Annotated in this window: 18 protein-coding genes; 9 read left to right on the top strand and 9 right to left on the bottom strand. The window is 70.7% G+C overall.

Annotated elements, in window-relative coordinates; genetic code table 11:
- Window position 1: 1 nt before the first annotated feature.
- The 3 genes from ACYUED_RS35555 to ACYUED_RS35545 all read right to left on the bottom strand — a co-directional run bounded on the left by ACYUED_RS35555 (window position 2) and on the right by ACYUED_RS35545 (window position 4,058).
- Window positions 2–1,264 carry an alpha/beta hydrolase gene (locus tag ACYUED_RS35555; RefSeq protein WP_491288695.1) on the bottom strand — a complete coding sequence of 421 codons (1,263 nt, stop codon included), beginning with the start codon at window positions 1,262–1,264 and terminating at the stop codon, window positions 2–4.
- Between the two features lie 175 nt (window positions 1,265–1,439).
- Complete coding sequence (gene rfbC, locus ACYUED_RS35550) at window positions 1,440–2,036, bottom strand: dTDP-4-dehydrorhamnose 3,5-epimerase (protein WP_491288694.1); 597 nt, start codon at window positions 2,034–2,036, stop codon at window positions 1,440–1,442.
- A 27-nt stretch (window positions 2,037–2,063) separates the two neighbouring features.
- On the bottom strand, window positions 2,064–4,058 hold the full coding sequence (locus ACYUED_RS35545) for a glycosyltransferase family 2 protein (protein WP_491288693.1): 1,995 nt from the start codon (window positions 4,056–4,058) through the stop codon (window positions 2,064–2,066).
- Between the two features lie 495 nt (window positions 4,059–4,553).
- Here ACYUED_RS35545 and ACYUED_RS35540 point away from each other — a divergent pair, with 495 nt between their 5' ends.
- The 3 genes from ACYUED_RS35540 to rfbD are packed head-to-tail and all read left to right on the top strand — an operon-like array spanning window position 4,554 to window position 7,485.
- Window positions 4,554–5,621: a glucose-1-phosphate thymidylyltransferase gene (locus ACYUED_RS35540; protein ID WP_491288692.1), complete on the top strand. Its 1,068-nt coding sequence runs from the start codon at window positions 4,554–4,556 to the stop codon at window positions 5,619–5,621.
- Window positions 5,618–6,604 carry a dTDP-glucose 4,6-dehydratase gene (gene rfbB, locus ACYUED_RS35535; protein ID WP_491288691.1) on the top strand — a complete coding sequence of 329 codons (987 nt, stop codon included), beginning with the start codon at window positions 5,618–5,620 and terminating at the stop codon, window positions 6,602–6,604. The genes ACYUED_RS35540 and rfbB overlap by 4 nt, the downstream gene beginning before the upstream one ends.
- A 32-nt stretch (window positions 6,605–6,636) precedes the next feature.
- Window positions 6,637–7,485, top strand: a complete 849-nt coding sequence (rfbD, locus tag ACYUED_RS35530) for a dTDP-4-dehydrorhamnose reductase (protein WP_491294582.1) — start codon at window positions 6,637–6,639, stop codon at window positions 7,483–7,485.
- Window positions 7,486–7,645: 160 nt separating this feature from the next.
- Here the strand turns inward: rfbD and ACYUED_RS35525 are convergent, their stop codons facing one another.
- Together ACYUED_RS35525 and ACYUED_RS35520 are read right to left on the bottom strand one after the other, a co-directional pair.
- Window positions 7,646–8,059 (bottom strand): BlaI/MecI/CopY family transcriptional regulator, encoded by a 414-nt coding sequence (locus ACYUED_RS35525; RefSeq protein ID WP_491288690.1) that lies wholly within the window; start codon window positions 8,057–8,059, stop codon window positions 7,646–7,648.
- A gap of 45 nt (window positions 8,060–8,104) precedes the next feature.
- Window positions 8,105–9,607: an IucA/IucC family protein gene (locus tag ACYUED_RS35520; RefSeq protein WP_491294580.1), complete on the bottom strand. Its 1,503-nt coding sequence runs from the start codon at window positions 9,605–9,607 to the stop codon at window positions 8,105–8,107.
- Between the two features lie 110 nt (window positions 9,608–9,717).
- Here ACYUED_RS35520 and ACYUED_RS35515 point away from each other — a divergent pair, with 110 nt between their 5' ends.
- Genes ACYUED_RS35515 through ACYUED_RS35505 form a run of 3 tightly spaced genes read left to right on the top strand, consistent with a single transcriptional unit; the run spans window position 9,718 to window position 13,348 of the window.
- Window positions 9,718–11,229, top strand: a complete 1,512-nt coding sequence (locus tag ACYUED_RS35515; protein WP_491288689.1) for an IucA/IucC family protein — start codon at window positions 9,718–9,720, stop codon at window positions 11,227–11,229.
- Window positions 11,230–11,273: 44 nt separating this feature from the next.
- Window positions 11,274–12,539, top strand: coding sequence for a VWA domain-containing protein (locus tag ACYUED_RS35510; protein WP_491288688.1), 1,266 nt, complete (start codon window positions 11,274–11,276; stop codon window positions 12,537–12,539).
- On the top strand, window positions 12,539–13,348 hold the full coding sequence (locus ACYUED_RS35505; protein WP_491288687.1) for a hypothetical protein: 810 nt from the start codon (window positions 12,539–12,541) through the stop codon (window positions 13,346–13,348). The genes ACYUED_RS35510 and ACYUED_RS35505 overlap by 1 nt, the downstream gene beginning before the upstream one ends.
- A 54-nt stretch (window positions 13,349–13,402) precedes the next feature.
- Here ACYUED_RS35505 and ACYUED_RS35500 read toward each other — a convergent pair whose 3' ends face one another.
- Window positions 13,403–14,041: a winged helix-turn-helix transcriptional regulator gene (locus ACYUED_RS35500; RefSeq protein WP_491288686.1), complete on the bottom strand. Its 639-nt coding sequence runs from the start codon at window positions 14,039–14,041 to the stop codon at window positions 13,403–13,405.
- Window positions 14,042–14,128: 87 nt separating this feature from the next.
- Between ACYUED_RS35500 and ACYUED_RS35495 the strand changes: the two genes are divergently transcribed.
- Window positions 14,129–15,337, top strand: coding sequence for a pyridoxal phosphate-dependent aminotransferase (locus ACYUED_RS35495; RefSeq protein ID WP_491288685.1), 1,209 nt, complete (start codon window positions 14,129–14,131; stop codon window positions 15,335–15,337).
- Window positions 15,338–15,444: 107 nt separating this feature from the next.
- Window positions 15,445–15,894: a nuclear transport factor 2 family protein gene (locus ACYUED_RS35490; protein WP_491288684.1), complete on the top strand. Its 450-nt coding sequence runs from the start codon at window positions 15,445–15,447 to the stop codon at window positions 15,892–15,894.
- Between the two features lie 102 nt (window positions 15,895–15,996).
- On the opposite strand, the gene ACYUED_RS35485 is transcribed toward ACYUED_RS35490, so the two are convergent.
- From ACYUED_RS35485 to ACYUED_RS35475, 3 genes are all read right to left on the bottom strand, one after another.
- A complete protein-coding gene (locus ACYUED_RS35485) occupies window positions 15,997–16,917 on the bottom strand; it encodes an MBL fold metallo-hydrolase (RefSeq protein ID WP_491288683.1) in 921 nt (306 codons plus the stop codon).
- Window positions 16,914–17,450 (bottom strand): flavin reductase family protein, encoded by a 537-nt coding sequence (locus tag ACYUED_RS35480; RefSeq protein ID WP_491288682.1) that lies wholly within the window; start codon window positions 17,448–17,450, stop codon window positions 16,914–16,916. The genes ACYUED_RS35485 and ACYUED_RS35480 overlap by 4 nt, the downstream gene beginning before the upstream one ends.
- Window positions 17,451–17,560: 110 nt before the next feature.
- A complete protein-coding gene (locus ACYUED_RS35475; protein WP_491288681.1) occupies window positions 17,561–18,346 on the bottom strand; it encodes an SDR family NAD(P)-dependent oxidoreductase in 786 nt (261 codons plus the stop codon).
- A gap of 299 nt (window positions 18,347–18,645) precedes the next feature.
- Here ACYUED_RS35475 and ACYUED_RS35470 point away from each other — a divergent pair, with 299 nt between their 5' ends.
- On the top strand, window positions 18,646–19,131 hold the full coding sequence (locus ACYUED_RS35470) for an SRPBCC family protein (protein ID WP_491288680.1): 486 nt from the start codon (window positions 18,646–18,648) through the stop codon (window positions 19,129–19,131).
- Window positions 19,132–19,141 lie beyond the last annotated feature (10 nt).

Here is a 19,141-nt window from a genome sequence, read left to right as displayed (position 1 = left end):
GTCACCTGCGCCTGGTGGCGGTCTCGGAGGGTTCGGCGCCCGAGGCCCGCACCGAGGTGTGGCCCGGCTTGTGGTGGTGCCGGGGCACGACGTCCTGAGGGAAGGTCAGCTGCTGGTTCATCCACTTCAGGGTGGCCGGCATCTCCCGTACCCAGGTCGGGAAGTTGTGACTGCCTTGGTCCGGCAGGATCGACACGACGCGCATCGGTGCCTTGACGGCCTTGATGAAGGCCAGTGTCTGCGGGTACCCCTTCTCGCCGTGCTTGCTGTCGGCGACCAGGACGGAGACCTGGGGAACGGGAAGGTGCTTGAGCCGCCACATCAGGTCGTGCCCGTTGACCCTGTTGACCCGGCCCAGCCCGCTGCCGAACAGGTTGCCGGTCGTGGCGTCGTCCTTGATCTTGTAGTCGGGCGAGAGGGCGCCGGCCGTTGTGTACACGTGCGGGTTGCGCATCGTCAGCTGCAGGGCGCAGGTGGCGCCGGAGGAGTAGCCCATGACGCCCCAGGAGCTGGCGTCGTGGCCCACCCGGTAGGTGGACTTCAGGGCGTCCGGGAGGTCCTTGGCCAGGAAGGTCTCGGTCTGCGGTCCACCCGGGACGTCCACGCACTCGGTGTCGCGCGGCGGGGCGATCGTCGGCCGGATCATCACCATGATGGTCGGCTGCATCTGGCCGCTCTTCTGCAGCTCCCCGGCGGTCTGTGACACCCGCAGGTGCTGCGCGAGGTTGAAGATGCTGCCGGGGTAGCCGCTGAGCGCGACGATCACCGGGAAACGCTGCCTGTGGTACGCCTTCTGGAAGTACTGCGGCGGCAGGTAGACGAAGGCCGGGTCGACGACGCCCGTTCGGCGGCCGACGACCTTCACGGACTCGACCCGCCCGTTCACCGCTGCGGGGCCGGAGGGCAGTCCGCTGACCCGGCTCAACTGCTGATCGCCGCCAGGCTGCACCAACGCCCCTTTGGCGGAGACGTCGGTCACCGCCCCGTCCCCGTCGTGGGCGGACGCCTGCGTCACACCGACGGGAGCGGTGTCGACGTTGCCGAAGAGCTCGCTCCACGATCCGAAGAACTGGTACGACGAGTTCATCCAGCACCCCAGGGCCGCGATGATCGTCACCTGGGTCATTCCAACGGCCACCAGCCGTCCGAGCACCTGCCACAGACCCTGTCTGGCGAGCCGCGGCCACAGCCAGACCAACAGCGCCACACAGACGGCGGCCAGGGCCGCCATCACGTCCACGGTCGTCTCGCTGGTCAAACCCATGCCACTCAGTCCCCGGTTTCCTTGCCCGTGGTGTTTCTGTCACCCAGGAGGAGGGCTATATACCCTTCCGCGTTCCCCAAAGGGCGCTAAAGGGATAAAGACCCGGGTCCGGTCCCCGGGCCCTTCCGTGTTTCCACGAAAGGGCCCCGCCACAAACCCCAGGCCTGTGCGGCTGTCAGTCGCCGCGGAGAGTCCTGCGGTAGGCGACGCAGTCCTCATACGCCGGGAGCAGGCCCTGGGCCTCCGCGTCGGCGAGCGTCGGCGCCTGCTCGTCCTTCGGGGACAGCAGGGGCTCGATGCCGGCCGGCCACTCGATGGCGAGGTCCGGGTCCAGCGGGTGGATGCCGTGCTCGCGTTCAGGGGCGTAGCCCTCGGAGCAGAGGTAGACCACCGTCGCGTCGTCCGTCAGGGCGAGGAAGGCGTGGCCGAGGCCCTCGGACAGGTAGACGGCATGGTGGGTCCGGTCGTCGAGCCGGACCGCCTCCCACTGCTTGTACGTCGGTGAGCCGACACGGATGTCGACAACGACGTCGAGGACCGCCCCGCGCACACACTTGACGTACTTGGCCTGGCTCGGCGGAACGTCGGCGAAGTGGATGCCGCGCAGGGTCCCCCGCTTGGAAACGGAGCAGTTGGCCTGTGCCAGGTTGAGGTCCTGGCCGGTCGCCTCGCGGAACCCGGGGCCGCGGAACCACTCGTGGAAGCTGCCGCGGTCGTCTGGGAAGACCTTGGGCTCCAGCACCCAAGCGCCCTCAATGCCAAGTGGTCGCACGTGTTGATCCTTGATCGCGTGGTGGGGTTACTTCTTCAGGGCCCGACGGAGCCTGCGCGCCGCCCGGCGCAAGAACGTCGACTCTACGAGGCGGGAGACGCGGCTCCGCCACCCAGGACCCTTCGCCGGGGCAGCGAGGCGTTTGACCACGGCACCACCACGTGCGGAGACATCGAGCGCCCAAGGCAGGGCAACCGGCTTGCCGGCCCCGGTCGAGGGCAGGATCAGCCCCGGCCGCCACTGGCCGTCCCCCAGATCACCGAGCGGAAGGCCGGCGCTCAGCTCGGCCTGGCCGGTCCCGCGGGCGGTCAGCGTGGCGGGGAGGTCGACCGAACGGCTGGTCGCGACGTTCGTGAGTCTCAGACCTGCCTTGCACTCGCCCTGGACGTGGAACGGCAGGGCAACGGTGAGGGAGTCAGGGTCCGTTGTCACACCGACGTCGGCCGGGGTGAGACCGGCGAACTCGTACGAGATCTTGTTGGTCTTCTGGTCGACGTCGAGCGAGAGGTTGCCGTGCGGGTCGGTCCAGTACGGCAGGACCAAGTGAGCCGGGGAGCCGACGACGGCGGCGCCGGGCCCGCGCCCGGCCCCCTCGCCGCGCACGGAACCGAGACGGAGCCCCTTGCTCCAACCGCATGAGCTGATGCGGATGTGGACGTCCCAGATGCCCGCTTCCAATCCGGCGCCGTTCGCCGCCGACAGCGGGTCGAAGTGCGAGGTGGCGCGCAGCACCTGCCGGAAGTGTCCCTCCCGGCCCTCCACGGCGACTCTCTCCCGCGTGAACTCGACAGGCTGGAAGAACTCCGCGGCCGTCGCGCGTTCACGCACGACGAGGTCCACCCTGGACTTGGCCAGCGGGGCGGAGATGTTCACGTCCAGCAGCGCGATGGCGTCCAGGCTGGTCTCGGGCAACGACGGAACGAGCAGGTCCTTCTCGCCGTCGGCACGGAAGGTGATGGGCACACCGGCCGACGTGTACTCGGCGGTGAAACCGATCGTCAGCCTGCCGTTCTCCCAGCCGAGGTTCTCCAGGACGCCGGAGGGCTTGATCCCCGACTCCCACTTGGCGAACTCCTCGACGTCGGCGAGCCGGTCGGCCGCGATCAGGCCGGCGACGATCTGGTGGGCGGGCTGCAGACCGGCCGCGACACCGGGTCCGAAGCGTTCGACGACCACCTTGTGCATCTCGTCGAACAGCTCCCGGCGGTAGTCGGCGGGCAGCTTGAGCAGACGCTGCCCGCGCATGCGCTCGACCATCTCGTTGCGCAGCCAGCGGCGGAAGAGCTGGTCGCGCAGCGGGCCGGGCTCGGTGAGCTTCTCGACGACGTCGAGGGCCTCGCGGAGGTTCTTGAAGTATCCGACCGGGTCGAAGCGTTGGAAGCCGGCGTTGGAGGCGTCCTCGCGCTTGACGTGGTAATAGCACAGGTAGTCGCTGAGAACGGCGACGTTCTCGGCCCGCAGGTACGCCTCGGTGACGAAGACGTGGTCCTCCAGGCGGCGGCGCCCCTCCATGTAGCGGAGGTTGTGCTCGTCCAGGAACGCCTTGCGGAACATCTTGTGCGGGGTGAGGCTGTCGATCAGCGGGGCGTTCTCGACGTTCGCGTGCGGGCGGTTCCTGCGGAACAGCTCCCGCGGGACCGGGCGGCCCTTTCCGGCCATCTTGCCCACGATCACGTCGGCGTTGTTCTCCACGCCGTAGTTGTACATACGTTCGAGGGCTTCGTCGCCCAGCCAGTCGTCGTTGTCCACGAACTGGATGAACTCACCCTTGGCGGCGGCAACGCCGACGTTGCGCGGCTTGCCCGACCACCCGGACCCCTCCTGGTGAATGACACGCATGTGGGGGTGCTCGGCAGCGAGCCGGTCCAGACGCTCGGGCGTCCCGTCGGTGGAGCCGTCGTTGACGAAGATCGCTTCGTACTCGTCGTCCGGCACGCTCTGACGCAGAAGAGAGGCGATGCAGTCCTCGATGTATGTGCCCGGGTTGTAGACCGGGATCACCACGCTCACCTTGATCGGCACGAGTCTTCTTCCACCTCCGCTGCTTTCCGTTACCGAGTGACGTCGTGGCGGCCGCCTCGGACGTCTCGACCTGCACGGGCTCACGGGCATGGCCGCAACCCGCCGTGGGCCATGCCAATGCGCCCGTGCCGTTCCGGCGGGACGCGATCGCCAGCACTGCCGTACAGGCAACTCAACCTACTACATCTTGTAGAGTGACCTTGCCCACTCCGCCCGCCGAGGAATGAACCCCCCGGGCGGCGGACCCCTCTATACCGGCAAGCCGGTTGGTCGCGATCCGACCGGCGACGACCCGCCGATCACGCAGCGGGGGTCAGGCTCGGCGAGCGTCTCGCCGACGTCGAGGGCCCCATGCGGTCGGCCAACCATCCTCACAGTACATGTCATATCAAATCAGAATCTTACATACAAAAGATCACAAAGCATCCGCAATAATTCGGCGAACTATGACAGAGCGAACGGAGTGGTTCCTTGACGGGGCCTAACATGCCGCGAATGAAGGCTCTTGTTCTCTCCGGTGGCTCGGGCACTCGCCTGCGTCCGATAACCCATACATCGGCCAAGCAGCTGGTGCCCGTTGCCAACAAGCCCGTGCTGTTCTACGGACTGGAGGCCATCGCCGATGCCGGCATCACGGAGGTCGGGATCATCGTCGGTGACACCGCCGAAGAGATCCGGGAAGCCGTGGGTGACGGCTCGAAGCTCGGCATCAACGTCACCTACATCCCCCAGGACCAGCCGCTCGGCCTGGCCCACGCCGTGCTCATCGCCCGCGAGTTCCTCGGCGACGACGACTTCGTGATGTACCTCGGCGACAACTTCATCGTCGGCGGCATCACCGGCCTCGTCGACGAATTCCGTGCCGAACGCCCCGACGCTCAGATCCTGTTGACCCGGGTCCCCAACCCGACGTCCTTCGGTGTCGCCGAGCTCGACGAGAGCGGCCGCGTCAAGAGCCTGGAGGAGAAGCCGAAACAGCCCAGGAGCGACCTCGCGCTGGTGGGTGTGTATCTCTTCACCCCCGCGATCCACGAGGCCGTCCGCAGCATCGAGCCCTCGTGGCGCGGCGAGCTGGAGATCACCCACGCCATCCAGTGGCTGATCGACCAGCGCAAGGACGTCCGCTCGACGACGATCTCCGGCTACTGGAAGGACACCGGGAACGTCGCCGACATGCTGGAGGTCAACCGCTCCGTCCTGGAAACGCTCGAGCCCGCCATCGAGGGCACCGTCGACGATTCGAGCGAGATCGTCGGCCGCGTGCGGATCGACGTCGGCGCCGAGGTCCGCGGATCGCGCATCGTCGGTCCCGCCGTCATCGGCCCCGGCTCGGTGATCAGCGACTCGTACATCGGCCCCTTCACCTCCATATCCGAGGACTGCCGGATCGACGACAGCGAGGTCGAGTACTCCATCGTCCTGCGCGACTCCTCCATCACCGGTGTACGGCGTGTCGAGACCTCGCTCATCGGCCGCAACGTCGAGGTCACCCCCTCGCCCCGCAATCCCGCAGCCCACCGGCTGGTCCTCGGCGACCACAGCAAGGTACAGATCTCCTCATGACAACCAGAATCCTGGTGACCGGCGGTGCCGGTTTCATCGGCTCCCACTACGTCCGCACGCTGCTCGGCCCGCACGGCCCGGGTGATGTGGCGATCACCGTCCTGGACAAGCTCACCTACGCCGGCAACCCGGCCAACCTCGACCAGGTACGCGACCACCCCGGATTCGCGTTCGTCCAGGGCGACATCTGCGACCCCGAGCTGGTCGGGAAGCTGATGGCCGAACACGACCAGGTGGTGCACTTCGCCGCCGAGTCGCATGTGGACCGCTCCATCGACGGCGGCGCCGAGTTCGTCCGTACGAATGTGGTCGGCACTCACACCCTGATCGACGCCGCGCACCGGACCGGGATCAAGACCTTCGTGCACATCTCCACCGACGAGGTCTACGGCTCCATCGACGAGGGTTCCTGGCCGGAGACCCACCCGCTGCAGCCCAACTCGCCCTATTCCTCGGCCAAGGCGTCCAGTGACCTGATCGCCCTGTCCTACCACCGCACCCACGGCCTCGACGTGCGGGTGACCCGCTGCTCCAACAACTACGGGCACCACCACTTCCCCGAGAAGGTCATCCCGCTGTTCATCACCAACCTGCTGGACGGCAGGAAGGTCCCGCTCTACGGCGACGGCGGCAACATCCGCGACTGGCTGCACATCGACGACCACGTCCAGGGCATCGACCTGGTGCGCACCCAGGGCCGTCCCGGCGAGGTCTACAACATCGGCGGCGGCACCGAGCTGTCCAACAGGGAACTCACCGGGCTGTTGTTGGAGGCCTGCGGCGCGGACTGGGACACCAGCGTCGAATACGTCGCCGACCGCAAGGGCCACGACCGCCGCTACTCCGTGGACTGCACCAAGATCCGCACGGAACTGGGCTACGAACCCCGCAAGGACTTCGCCACCGGCCTCGCGGAGACCGTCACCTGGTACCGCGAGAACCGCGACTGGTGGGAGCCCCTGAAGGAGCGTGCCGCACTGTGACATCCACCTGGCTGATCACCGGTGCGGGCGGAATGCTCGGCAAGGACCTCCTGGCCCGTCTTGCGGCCGACGGCGAACACGGCGTCGGCCTGACCCGAGGAGACCTCGACATCACGGACCCGGAGGCGGTGTCCGGGGCCGTCGCGGAGCACCAGCCCGATGTGGTGGTCAACTGCGCCGCCTGGACGGCCGTCGACGACGCGGAGACCCAGGAGACCGAGGCTCTGCGGATCAATGGCGACGGCGCCCGGAACCTGGCGGCAGCCTGCGCCAGGACCGGCACCAAGCTGCTCCAGGTCTCCACGGACTACGTCTTCGCGGGCGACGGCACCGCTCCGTACGCCGAGGACGCACCGACGGCTCCACGGAGCGCCTACGGCCGCACCAAACGGGCGGGTGAACAGGCGGTGCTCACCGCACTCCCCGAGTCGGGCTACGTGGTGCGCACGGCATGGCTGTACGGCGCGGGCGGCGGCAACTTCGTCCGTACGATGATCAAGCTGGAGAGCGTCAAGGACACCCTCGACGTGGTCGACGACCAGCGCGGCCAGCCCACCTGGACCGTCGACCTCGCCGACCGGCTCGTCCGCCTCGGGCAGTCCGCGCTGAACGGTGCCGCCCCGGCCGGGATCTACCACGGCACCAGCGGCGGCGAGACCACCTGGTTCGGCCTCACCCGGGAAATCTTCCGGCTGCTCGGCGCGGACCCCGAGCGGGTCCGCCCGACCACCAGCGCCGCCTACGTCCGTCCGGCCCCCCGACCGGCCTACAGCGTCCTCGGCCACGACCGCTGGGCAGCCGCCGGGGTCGAGCCGATCCGCGACTGGCGCGAGGCCCTGCAGGAAGCGTTTCCGGCACTGCTGGCGGCCGAGCGGCCGTAACCCCGCGCACGAAGTCCCCCGTAACCCCCGAAACGAGCGAGGTCGGCCGGCCCCGTCGCCGGTTTCAGCGGCGGGTGCACCGGCCGTCGCTGCCGCCGCGCGGTCGTACTCGGCTGCCGGCGGTGACCAGGAGGGGGATGCGGACGCTGGTCGCGACGGCTCACGGCCCGTCGTCGTCGCGCCCGGCGTTCTGCTCGCCCAGCAGGCGGTGCAGCAACTGCTCGTCCTCCTCCGACAGTTCGGACACGAAGCGGGACAGCACGGCCTCCCGGTCCGAGCCGCGCTCCAGCAGGCTGTGCATCCGTACGGCGGTCTCGGTCGCCTCGTCCCGGACGGGTGCGAAGGCGTTTCCGCGGCCGACGGGGTGGCGCAGGAGCATGCCCTTGTCGTGCAGACGGGACAGAATCGTCAGCACCGTCGTGTAGGCGAGGTCTCCGGACAGCCGTTCCTGGACCTGCCGTGCGGTCAGCGGCTCGTCCGCGGCCCACAGGGCGGCCAGGACGGCGCTCTCCAGCTCCCCGCGGGCCCTCCTGCCGGTCGCCCCGCCGCTTTCGTCGCTCTTCCGGTCGCGCACCCTTCAAATCCTTCCCACTCGATCTCTCAGCCTACCGGCCGGCTACTACGACCTGTAGAAGACGGCTTGCCCGGGGCCGGGGCCGGCCAGAGGGTTGGGCAGGGGCAGGTAGCGGGCGTCGGCGCCGTCCGCGCCGGTCCAGCGCAGCAGCAGGTTCGTCTTGCCGGGGAGGGTCGGTGAGGTGAGCAGGCCGGTGATCTCGGGGAGGCCGTGGCGGGCGAGTTCCCGGCGGGCCGCCGGCCAGGGGTCCAGGCCGGGGTGGCGTTCGGCCAGGGCACCGGCGATCTCGGTGAGGTGGTTGACGACCAGGCAGTAGACGAGCCGCTCCCAGCCGGCGGCCCGGGACACCTCCGGCACCAGCTTCACGCCCTCGGCGTCCCGGAACAGCGCCTGCACGGGCATGCCGCCGGCGTCGACGGCGACCAGCGTGTTCTGCAGATGCGCTTCGAGTACGACGCCACGGCGGTCGAAGACGCTCAGCGCGGGCGGTACGACCGCCCTGAGGTACGCCTCCCACCAGGCGGCCGGGTCTGCGGTGCTCTCCAGCGGGCTGCCCTCGAACCCCTCCACCAGACCGGCGGCGAGCAGCGGGGTCGCGCCGGGCAGCAGCCGGCCGCGCAGTCCGTCGCGGACGAGGACGGCGAGCTCCTCGAACGCGAAGTCGGCCGTGCGGTAGCCGCGGTCGCTCAGCCAGGCGGCCCGGCCGCTCGACGCCGCGAACGCCGCGGCCACCTCCCTATCCGTCCTGCCGAGTTTCAGCAGGTCGTGGCGCCACAGTCGGCGGATGTCGTTGGTGATGCGGACATCGAGGCTGAACTTCAGGAACAGGTCGCGCTCGGGGGCGTACAGCGTGCGGATCGCGGCCGTGGGCCAGGTGTCGAAGGCGGTCGTGCCGAGCCGGACGAGACGGCCGTCGGCGAAGGCCTCCGTGAGGTCGAGCAGGTCGAGCTGCCAGGGGTGCGCGGGCAGCACGCGATAGCCGGGCGGGACCTCGCCCAGGGTGTCAAGGGCCGAGGTGTCACCCTCCTCGACGACCGTGTCCGCGCGCACTCCGAGCAGCACCAGCGGGAAGCGGGCGTGTGCCTCGGGGGCGTACGGCAGCCAGCCGGCCACCGGACCGCCGCCGCGTGCCTTGGGGGCGGGGTGGTAGGGGTGGCCGGTGATGAGGGACTGCTCGGAGCGCCGGTACGGGTCCTCGGGGACCGCCGCCCGGGCGCGGGCGGCGAGGAGCGCGGCCACCGCGTCGCGGCTGTCGATCATCTCGGCGGGCAGCTCGTGGTTGGACAGGCCCGTGTGGCGGCGCAGCTCCTCGGCGACGAGCTTGACGAGTTCGGTGTGGCCGATGGGGTGCCAGTGACCCGCCGTGTACACCTCGGGCGCTCCCGGCCGCCGTTCGCCGCGCACCCGCAGCAGGCGGTCGACGCCGGGCAGCCGGTAGGTACGGTGGGTGCCGGGCTGCGCGACGGGCTCCGCGACCTCGCGCAGCAGGCAGTTGAGGAGCGGCGCGGCCGCGTACGCGTCGGCGTCGCCGCCTGCGGGCGGGGGCATGAGGTCCACGCGATCCACTCGTTCCCTGAGGTCCGTTCGGGCGGAGGCGATCAGTATGTATGCCGTCACCCCGGTTCGTGACGCCCCACTCGTACCCGAGGAGTCCGCCCGTGCACCGTCCCCACCCCGCAGAGGCCGAGGTCGCCGAGGAGCTGGCCGCCGTGCGTCCGGCCCTGCTGACACGGTACGCGGCCGAGCTGCCGGGCGCCCGCGCCGCGGTGCTGACCCGGCTGTGGCGGGCGCTCGCCCATGAGCCGCTGCCGTGGATCACGGACCGGGACCAAGGCCGTGAGGGGCTGACGCTGCGCCTGGGGGACGGCCGCAGACTGCACGGGCCGGCCCCGGATCCGTACGCCACCGCCGCGTACGTGACCGTCGTACGCCTCGACGGTGTGGCGTACGAGCATCCGGCGCGGCTGATGACGGACCTCGCCGTGCCGCACTGCGTGGACTTCGCGGCCGAACTGGGGCACAGCGTGGCCTCGTTGGCGCTGTCCCGGGCCGGGCAGGAGGATCGCACGGACGAATGGCCCGCGTGCGACCGGGAGTGGGAGCAGCGGGTGGTCGACGGGCATCCGTACCACCCGGGCTGCCGTTCCCGGCCCGGGTTCTCGGTGGCCGAGCAGTTCGCCTACGCGCCCGAGCACCGGCCGCTGGTCGCGTTGGGGATGCTGCCGGTCCGGGCGGAGGAGTGCCTGGTGACCGGGGTGTGGCCGGACGACATGCGGGACGGGGGGCGGCTGTTGCTGCCGGTGCATCCGTGGCAGGCGGTGCACGTGCTCAAGCGGACCTGCGACGAGGTGCTCACCGCGCACCCGTTGATGTCCCTGCGCACGCTCGCGGTGCCCGGCGGGCCGCACGTCAAGACCGCGCTGAGCGCCCGGCTGACGTCCTCGGTGCGGGACATCTCGGTCTACTCGATCTCGCTGTCGGCGACGTTGTCGGCTTTCGCGGATTCACTGGCGGCCCGTGCGGACGGACTGCTGCACGTCACACGGACGTTGGCGGCGGCCGCGGCCGACTCGCCCGATCTCGCCGCCGTGTTGCGGGAGTCGCCGCAGACGTACGCCTCGACGGATCGTGGCGAGCGGGTGGTGCCGGTGGCCGCGCTCGCCACCACCGCGCTGCCCGAGTCCCCTGCCTGGCTCGCCGACTTCACCCGCCTCACCCTCACCGTCGGCCTGCGCATGCTGGAGCTGGGCGTGGCCCTGGAGGCGCACGGCCAGAACCTCCTGGTCGTGCTCTCGGCGACGGGTGCCCCCCTGCGCCTGGTCTACCGCGACCTCGCCGACATCCGCGTGAGCCCGGCGAGGCTGGCCCGGCACGGCGTCCCGGTCCCGGATCTGTCCGGCCGGATCGTCACGGACGACGTGCCGGCGCTGCGGCGCAAGCTGTTCGGCTCGCTGGTGGCGGGCGCCCTCGCGGGGACGGCGGGTTCGGCGCGGGCCCTGCGCGGGGCGCTGGAGCAGGCCGTACGGGATCTGCCGCGTACCCCCGACCTGGTCGCGCTGCTGGAGGAGCCGCTGCCCGCGAAGGCGCTGACGCTGATGCGGATGTCGCCGGGGGCGCCCGGCGACCAGTGGGCCGGGCTGCCCAACCCCCTGCGGTGGAAGGGCCGCTGACGCTCGTTTTGGAGCCTGGCGCATCTGATCAATAGGATCCGCCGATGATCAGAACACAACGGCTGGCGGCGGGAGTGTGCGCCCTGCTCGCCGCCCTGGCGGCCGGGGTCGCCCTCCCGGCCGCGGCGAGTGCCGGTGAACCCACGGGCGAGGCCGCGTCGAAGGTGGACCTCGTCCTCGATGTCAGTGGTTCCATGCGGACCCGGGACATCGACGGCGGCACCCGGATGGCCGCCGCGAAGCAGGCCTTCAACGAGGTTCTCGACGCGACACCCGAGGAGGTCCGGCTCGGCATCCGCACGCTGGGCGCCGACTACGCGGGCAACGACCAGAAGACGGGCTGCAAGGACACCGCGCAGCTCTATCCGGTCAGTACGCTGGACCGCACCGAGGCGAAGACGGCGGTGGCGACCCTCTCGCCCACCGGCTGGACCCCGATCGGCCCGGCCCTGCTGAAGGCGGCCGACGACCTGGCCGGCGGTGCCGGCTCCAAGCGGATCGTGCTGATCAGCGACGGCGAGGACACCTGCGCCCCGCTCGACCCGTGCGAGGTGGCCCGCGAGATCGCCGCCAAGGGCATCGGGATGACGATCGACACGCTCGGCCTGGTCCCGAACACGAAGATGCGCAAGCAGCTCAGCTGCATCGCGGAGGCGACCGGCGGCACGTACACCTCGGTCGAGCACGCCGACGAACTCACCGACAAGGTCAACCAGTTGGTGGACCGGGCGGCCGACCCGGTGGTGACGCCGGTCGCCACCGAGGGTGCCGCGCAGTGCGCGGACGCGCCGACGCTGAAGTCCGGTCTGTACACCGACCGCGAGGAGTTCGGGCAGCAGCGCTTCTACCGCGTGGATGTGAACCCCGGCCAGGAGCTGCGGGCCTCGGTGAGCGTGGCGGCGGACCGGGCGGTGAACCCGGACTACGGCGTGCTGCTCAGGGCGGTCACCGTGCACGGCCGTGAGATCGTCCGCGGCGAGGCGGCGGGCAACGGCCGTACGGATGTGGTCTCCACGGGTCTGCGCTACCCGAGGGCGGAGAGCGACGACGACGAGGCGCCGGCCGAGACGGTCTGCCTCCAGGTCACCCACTCCTTCTCGGCGGCCTCCGGTGTGAAGACCACGCCGGGCCTGCCGCTCGAGCTGACCGTCGACGTCGTGGACGGCCCCTCGCACTCGGGCGACGTGGCCTCCTTCGGCCTCGGTCGCGGCTGGTGGCTGCTCGGCGTGCTGGTGCTGGTCGGCTTCCTCGCGGGTCTGGTCTGGGGCTGGGTGTCGCGCTGGCGGGTCGCGGTCTGGAGGACCAACTGATGCGGATCACACGTGTGTTGAGCGCCACGGCGCTGCTGTTCGGGCTGGCCGTCTCGCCGGCCGTCGCCGACTCCTCCCCGTCGCCGAGCGCGTCGGGCGACAGCTCGGCGCCGGCCACCGCGGGCACGTCGTTCCGCACGGCGGCCGAGATCGACCAGGGACAGCGGGCGACGACGAGCGCGTCCACGGGCGACTACCTGTACTGGTCGTTCCCGGCGGACGCCGGACAGCGCCCGACCGTCAAGGCGACGGTGAAGCTGCCGGGTTCGCACGCGGCCCAGACCTGGCAGGTCGACGTGTACGACGGCCTGCGCCGCCGCCAGGCCTGCCAGTACGGGGCGCAGACACGCACCTCGGCCGAGGGCTCCACCTCGGTCGAGCTGGCCTGCACCCTGCGCACGGTGCGCGCCTGGTCGGAGTCATGGGCCAACGACCCGCTGCCGGGCACGTACTACCTCCGGCTGACGGCGGTGAACCTGGCGACGGCCGACCTCGGTCAGCCGATCGGCGCCTCGGTCCGGGTCGACTCCCGGGACATCGGCGGCTCGGCGGCCGTGGACGGCTCACTGGCGAAGCCGCTGGTGCCGGGGATCGCGGTGACGTCCGGCTCCGGGGACAGCGACGGGGGTTCGGCGAAGGCCGCCGTGCTGTCCGGCATCGAGCCCGAGGACGGCTGGGCGTCCGGCTGGTGGTCCGACCGGTGGGTGTGGACGGCGATCGGCGGTGTGCTGGCCGCGCTCGCCGGTGTCGGAGGGTATGCGCTGACGCGGGGCTCGGGTCGTCCTTCGCGGGTGACTCCGGGAGCCTGACGGCATGCCGAAGGCCCGCCGCTCCTCGGTGCGGCGGGCCTTTGCTCTGCCCTGTCATGCCTCCCGGAGCGCCTTGGCGAGCGTGCCGTCGCCGGTCACCGTGACCCGCCCGTCCCGCACCGCGTCGGTCAGGCTCAACTCCCCGCGGCTGACGGCCGAGCACGTCCCGGCATCCAGGACAAGTCGCGCGTCGGGCTCCGCGGGAGCGGGACCGTCCCCGTACACGGGGCCGTCCGCGGCACCGGCGTACAGATGGAAGTCCCCCTCCTCCAGCCGCACTTCGACGAGCCCCTCGCTGTCCGGGACTTCCTCCAGCGAGCGCAGCAGCGGCAGCGCGAACCAGTGGGCCCGCAGGGCGTCCGTGGCTCGCCGCTCACCCAGCTCGACCTCGCCCCACCGGCTCAGCGCCTGCAGCACGGGCAGCAACTCGCGTCCCCGTGCGGTCAGTTCGTAGACGTACGCCGCGCCGGGCGGCGGCAGCCGGCGCCTGCTCGTGAGGCCGTCCCGCTCCATGTCCTTCAGCCGTGAGGCGAGTACGTCCGTGCTCACGCCGGGCAGGTCCGCGTGCAGGTCCGTGTAGCGGCGGGGACCGGCCAGCAGCTCCCGGACGATCAGCAGGGTCCAGCGGTCGCCGACGAGGTCGAGGGCGCGGGCGGCGGAGCAGTACTGGTCGTAGCTTCGGCGTCGTGACATGCGACGCAGTCTAGACAAGTTGTTGGACTTTCCAAGCAGCTACTTGGTAAAACCAAGCAACACACGAAACCGGAGGGGCGAGCGCGCATGGAGTTCCGGCAGTCGAACAAGCTCAGCGAGGTCTGTTACGAGATCCGCGGCCCGGTGATCGAGCACGCCAACGCGCTGGAGGAGGCGGGCCACAGCGTGCTGCGCCTCAACACCGGCAACCCCGCGCTGTTCGGCTTCGAGGCGCCGGAGGAGATCCTCCAGGACATGATCCGGATGCTCCCGCAGGCGCACGGCTACACGGACTCGCGCGGCATCCTCTCGGCCCGCCGGGCCGTCGCCCAGCGCTACCAGACCCTCGGCCTGGAGGTGGACGTCGACGACGTCTTCCTCGGCAACGGCATCTCCGAGCTGATCTCGATGGCCGTACAGGCCTTGGTGGAGGACGGCGACGAGATCCTGATCCCGGCCCCCGACTTCCCGCTCTGGACGGCGGTGACAACACTCGCCGGGGGCAAGGCGGTTCACTACCTGTGCGACGAACAGGCCGAGTGGTACCCGGACCTGGACGACATGGCGTCGAAGATCACGGACCGCACGAAGGCCGTGGTCATCATCAACCCGAACAACCCCACCGGCGCGGTCTACCCGAAGGAGATCATCGAGGGCATCCTCGACCTCGCCCGCCGGCACGGCCTGATGGTCTTCGCCGACGAGATCTACGACCAGATCCTGTACGACGACGCCGTGCACCACTCGGCCGCAGCACTCGCCCCCGACCTGGTCGTCCTCACCTTCTGCGGCCTGTCGAAGACGTACCGGGTGGCCGGCTTCCGCTCCGGCTGGCTGGTCGTCACCGGCCCGAAGCAGCACGCGCGCAACTACCTGGAGGGCCTGACCATGCTGGCCTCCATGCGACTGTGCGCCAACGCGCCCGCCCAGTACGCCATCCAGGCCGCGCTCGGTGGCCGCCAGTCGATCCACGAACTGACCGCCCCGGGCGGGCGGCTGCACGAACAGCGCAACGTGGCCTGGGAGAAGCTCAACGAGATCCCCGGGGTGTCGTGCGTGAAGCCGAAGGGCTCGCTGTACGCGTTCCCGCGCATCGACCCCAAGGTGCACCGGATCCACGACGACGAGAAGTTCGTCCTGGACCTGCTGCTGCGGGAGAAGATCCAGGTGGTCCAGGGCACGGGCTTCAACTGGCCCGCTCCCGACCACTTCCGCATCCTCACCCTCCCCCACGCGGACGACCTGGAGGCGGCGATCGGGCGGATCGGGCGGTTCCTGGGCGGATACCGGCAGTAGCGCGGCCGACTGACCGGGCCTCCAGTGCGCCTGGAGCGGGGCCGGGCAGCGTGGGCGGCAGTCGCGCCGCCCGAGTCGGGCGGCCGTTGTCACTGAGGGGAGACGCCGTGTCCCAGGCGGTCCAGAAAACGTACGCGCAGGTCTCCGGGGAGGTCTACGCCGAGGTCCGGACGTTCTACGCATGGCAGATGCGCCGGGTCGACGCGCTGGACATCGAGGGGTTCGCCGCGACCTTCACCGAGGACGGGGAGGTCGTGCACGCGGGAGGCGCCGTGCAGCGCGGGCGGGCGGAGATGCTCGCCGGGATGCGGGCGGCGCTGCCCCGCTACCGCGACATCGCCGTACGCCACTGGTTCGACCACGTGCTCATCGAGGCCGACCCGGCCGACGAGAACACCCTGCACGTCTCGTACTACTCGCTGGTCACCCAGACCGACCGCGAGGGCAAGGTCGTCTTCGAGCCCACCTTCACGGTGGAGGACGAGCTGGTGCGCCGTGAGGGCGTGCTGTTCACCAGGCGGCGGGTGATCCACCGCGATCAGCCGGTACCGGCGTAGAGACGGAAGACGCGGGGACAGAGGGCAAAGGAGCCGCGCCGGACGGGGGCTGTGATGGCCTCCGTCCGGCGCGTCAGCTCTGCACGCGACCGGCGTGGATCGTCAAGCGTGGCACTGCGGCAGGCCGCCCTGGTACGCCACCATCTCCTTGAACGACTCCACCACGTCGAGCCGGTCCCCCGGTGGCAGTCCCCGCTGTTCCGCGTAGGCCCTGTGCAGATTGCCCACGAGGCGTTCCGCGTCGACGAGCGTCGCGAACCCGCCCAGGTCAGCGCGTTCGGCCGCCTGGAGGGGGGTCAGGCCGTCGCGGAGACCGTGCACCGCCAGACGGTGGACCAGACGCAGGTACGCCTCCGTGAAGTCCAGCAGCTCCGGGCCGCCGACCGGGCCGTGGCCGGGGACCACCGTGCGGGGGTGCAGCGCGCGCAGCCACTTCAGGGCCTTCAGGGAGCCCGTGATCGAGCCCATCAGGACGTACGGTGTCACGCCGGACCACACCACGTCGCCCGCGAACAGGACCGACCGGTCCGGGAGCCAGACGACCACGTCGTTCGCGGTGTGCGCGGGGCCGATGTGGTGCAGTTCGGCCCGTACCCCGCTGCCCGGGTGCAGCGTCAGCGTGTCCTGGAAGGTGACCGTCGGCAGGGTCAGCGGGGTCTCTCCCCACTGCACCTGCGGCCACAGGCCCCGCAGATGCAGGCCCGCCTCCGCGCTGTCCGCCCGGGTGCCCTCATGGGCGACGATCTGCGCGCGGGGCGCGAACTGCCCGTTGCCGAAGGTGTGGTCGCCGTGGAAGTGCGTGTTGACCACCAGGTCCACCCCGCCGGGAGCGGCCCTTACGACCTCCTCGCGCAGGCGCCTCGTCCGGGCCTCCGTCGCCGCCGTGTCGACCAGGACCGCTGCCTGCCCGCCGACGATCAGTCCGGCGTTGTTCACGCACCATCCGCCTCCGGGCTGTACGTAGGCGTACACCCCGTCCGCCACCTCGTCGAGCGTCGGCGCCGTGAGGGCGGGCGCGCTCATGCCGCCCTGCCCGCGCCCACCTGCGCGTAGGCGCCGCGGTGGAAGAGGAGGGGCTGTGCCTCGCCGGGCCGGTCGTGCAGGGCCACGACCCGGCCCACGAGCAGGACGTGGTCGCCGGCCTCGTGCTGGTCGTGCAGCTCGCACTCGAAGTACGCCTCGGCCGAGGGGATCACGGCATGGCCGAGTGTCCCCTGGACCGCGCCGACCCGCAGCATCGCGGCCCGGCCGGCCGGGCGGTCGGGGCGGCAGAACTCCTGGGCCAGGTCGCGCTGTTGCTCGCTGAGCACGTTCACGGCGAAGCCCCCTCCGCGCACGATCCTCGGGCGCATCCGGCCGTCCGACTTGACCGAGACGAGCAGCAGCATGGGGTCGAGGGACACCGAGGTCAGGCTGTTGAGCGTCATGACGATGGTGTCGTCGCCGCTGCCCTGCGTGAGCAGGGTGACCCCGGTGGGGAAGCGGCCCATCGCGGCCCGGAAGGCGGCGAGTTCGGTTGCGGGTTCGGCGAGCAGCGTGCCACCGGTGTCGGCCATCGTGGGGCTCCGTCTCTCGTAACGGGATCAGCGGCGTGGATCAGGCATGGATCACGCTTGTGGCGGCGACGGATTCAGCCGGGGAACCAGCCGGAGGGTCGCCGGGAGGGTCAGTAGTTGCCCAGACCCCCGCAGACGTTGAGTGCCTGGGCCGTTATGGAGGCCGCCGTGTCCGAGGCCAGGTAGCCGACCAGGCCGGCCACCTCCTCGGGGGTGGAGTAACGGCCCAGCGGGATCTTCGCGTTGAACTTCTCCTGGATGTCCTGCTCGCTGACGCCGTAGTGGCCGGCGTAGCCCTCGCGGACCCGCTGCGCCATCGGGGTCTCGACGTATCCGGGGCACACCGCGTTGACGGTGATGCCGGTCCTCGCCAGTTCCTTGCCGACGGCCTTCGTGAAGCCGACGACGCCGTGCTTGGACGCCGAGTAGGGAGCGGCCAGTTCGACGCCCTGCTTGCCGCCGGTGGAGGCGATGTTGATGACGCGGCCCCAGTCGCCGTCCCGCATCCGCCCGGTGCTCAGCACCTCGCGGGTGACCCGGAACGTGCCGTTCAGATTGGTGTCGATCACATCGAGCCACAGGTCGTCCGACAGTTCGGCGGTGACTCCGCCACCGCCCCGGCCCGCGTTGTTGACGAGGATGTCGATCCGCCCGTACACGGCCACCGCCGCCTCGACGGCGGTCCTCACCTGCTCCGGCGAGGTGACGTCGCATACCGCGCCGGAGACCTCCAGGCCCTCCTCGCGCAGCCGCTTCACCACCGTGCGGACGCTCTCCTCACCACGCGCCACACCGAACACCGCCGCGCCCTGCCTGGCCAGCAGTTCGGTCACGGCGAGACCGATCCCGCTGGTCGCGCCCGTGACGAAGGCAACCCGTCGTCCCGCTTCTGTCATCGTGCTCTCCCAAGAGGTCGTGGGGCCCGGTCGGGACGACGGTGGACGCGGGGCCTAGGACGCCGCTCGCCTCTGGCCGGAGCGCCCCGAAGGAGGCGCGGGGCCGGATCGGTCTGCGGGCCGGATCGGTGTGCGGCTCCGCCGTGTGGGCGCGGTCGGCCACCGCGGCGCCCATGGCCGCAGCCCCGAGACGACGCGGCGCGGCACCCCCTATCGCGGCCCTACCGGCGGTCCGGCGCATATCGAGCCCCGCACGTCAGCGTGAGCGGACCTGTGCAGACGCCTGACGAGGAGGGCCCGTGCCCGAGCAGACGCAGAGCATCCCCGACGTACGGAAGTCGGTGACCGTCGCGGCGAGTCCCGAGGACTGCTTCCGGGTGTTCACCGAGCAGCCCGGCCAGTGGTGGCCGCCGTCGCATGTGCTGGTGAAGAAGGAGCGGGCCGGGCTCGCCTTCGAACCCGGTGTGGGCGGCCGCTACTACGAGTGGGACGTGGAGGGCACCGAGATCGCCTGGGGGCGCGTCCTGGAGTGGGAGCCGGGCCGAAGGCTCGTCATGACCTGGCGGATCGACGGCCACTGGCAGTCCATACCGGACGACGAGCGGGCCAGCGAGATCGAGCTCGACATCGAACCGGTCGACGCCAGGACGACCAGGGTGTCGCTCGCGCACGTCAAGCTCCACCGGCACGGTGAGGGCGCCGAGGGGATCTTCCGCGCCCTGGACGGCCCCAGCCCCGGGGAGACCCTGGAGCGGTTCGCCCAGGCCGTCGCGCGCGGCGTCTGACACGCACCTC

Source organism: Streptomyces sp. DF42, assembly GCF_058267695.1.
The sequence above is the reverse complement of the archived record's forward strand: the minus strand, read 5'-3'. Positions and strand labels throughout refer to the sequence as shown.

What these genes read in the sequence shown, in the direction of transcription:
- ACYUED_RS35555 (WP_491288695.1), bottom strand. Translation starts at nt 1,264, where the DNA reads ATGGGTTTGACCAGCGAGACGACCGTGGACGTGATGGCGGCCCTGGCC.
- ACYUED_RS35540 (WP_491288692.1), top strand. Translation starts at nt 4,554, where the DNA reads ATGAAGGCTCTTGTTCTCTCCGGTGGCTCGGGCACTCGCCTGCGTCCG.
- rfbB (WP_491288691.1), top strand. Translation starts at nt 5,618, where the DNA reads ATGACAACCAGAATCCTGGTGACCGGCGGTGCCGGTTTCATCGGCTCC.
- rfbD (WP_491294582.1), top strand. Translation starts at nt 6,637, where the DNA reads ATGCTCGGCAAGGACCTCCTGGCCCGTCTTGCGGCCGACGGCGAACAC.
- ACYUED_RS35520 (WP_491294580.1), bottom strand. Translation starts at nt 9,607, where the DNA reads ATGCCCCCGCCCGCAGGCGGCGACGCCGACGCGTACGCGGCCGCGCCG.
- ACYUED_RS35510 (WP_491288688.1), top strand. Translation starts at nt 11,274, where the DNA reads ATGATCAGAACACAACGGCTGGCGGCGGGAGTGTGCGCCCTGCTCGCC.
- ACYUED_RS35505 (WP_491288687.1), top strand. Translation starts at nt 12,539, where the DNA reads ATGCGGATCACACGTGTGTTGAGCGCCACGGCGCTGCTGTTCGGGCTG.
- ACYUED_RS35500 (WP_491288686.1), bottom strand. Translation starts at nt 14,041, where the DNA reads ATGTCACGACGCCGAAGCTACGACCAGTACTGCTCCGCCGCCCGCGCC.
- ACYUED_RS35495 (WP_491288685.1), top strand. Translation starts at nt 14,129, where the DNA reads ATGGAGTTCCGGCAGTCGAACAAGCTCAGCGAGGTCTGTTACGAGATC.
- ACYUED_RS35485 (WP_491288683.1), bottom strand. Translation starts at nt 16,917, where the DNA reads ATGAGCGCGCCCGCCCTCACGGCGCCGACGCTCGACGAGGTGGCGGAC.
- ACYUED_RS35480 (WP_491288682.1), bottom strand. Translation starts at nt 17,450, where the DNA reads ATGGCCGACACCGGTGGCACGCTGCTCGCCGAACCCGCAACCGAACTC.
- ACYUED_RS35475 (WP_491288681.1), bottom strand. Translation starts at nt 18,346, where the DNA reads ATGACAGAAGCGGGACGACGGGTTGCCTTCGTCACGGGCGCGACCAGC.